This is a genomic window from Photobacterium sagamiensis (genome assembly GCF_050337085.1).
Taxonomy (GTDB): domain Bacteria; phylum Pseudomonadota; class Gammaproteobacteria; order Enterobacterales; family Vibrionaceae; genus Photobacterium; species Photobacterium sagamiensis.
This window is the reverse complement of sequence record NZ_JAKJSP010000132.1, coordinates 1-698: the sequence shown is the minus strand read 5'-3', so window position 1 is coordinate 698 and position 698 is coordinate 1. Positions and strand designations below refer to the sequence as shown.

Genomic DNA, 698 nt, shown 5'->3' with positions numbered 1-698 from the left:
CCACGCTTCAAATCGAAAAAGAATCCTATCCAGTCCTAYACGACTAAACATACGAATGGRAATATYGGAATKRTTGGAAACAAAATCAAATTGCCAAAACTCGGTCTAGTTCGTTTTGCTAAAAGCCGCGAAGTCGAAGGGCGAATCATCAATGCCACAATCAGGCGGAACCCTTCGGGTAAATATTTCATTTCCGTTTTAGCYGAAACCMATGTACAAGTACTTCCTAAAACGAATCGTTCGTGCGGTGTAGATGTTGGKTTGAAGAACTTTGCTATTCTTTCAGATGGTACGGTCTATCAAAACCCAAAATTCTTCCGGACGGTCGAAAARAAATTGGCCAAAGCACAACGGATTCTTTCRAGGCGACAAGAAATAGCCTTGAATCAAAATAAACCATTGGCTGAAGCCAAAAACTATCAAAAACAAAAACGAAAAGTGGCTATCCTACACGAAAAAATTTCAAATGCCCGAATGGATTACTTACATAAAGTTTCTACCGAAATCATCAAAAACCACGATGTKATTGGAATGGAAGACTTGCAAGTGTCGAATATGATGAAAAATCACAAACTAGCTAAAGCTATTAGTGAAGTATCTTGGTACCAATTCAAAAAAATGTTGGAATACAAAGCAAAATGGTATGGTAAACAAATCGTGACCGTATCTAAAACGTTTGCTTCTAGCCAATTKTGTTC

The 698-nt window shown here is 37.9% G+C and carries 1 protein-coding gene; it reads left to right on the top strand.

Annotated elements, in window-relative coordinates; all coding sequences use genetic code 11:
- Window positions 1-27: 27 nt before the first annotated feature.
- On the top strand, window positions 28-698 hold a 671-nt coding region (locus tag L4D76_RS28805), incomplete at its 3' end, for an RNA-guided endonuclease TnpB family protein (RefSeq protein ID WP_428444205.1).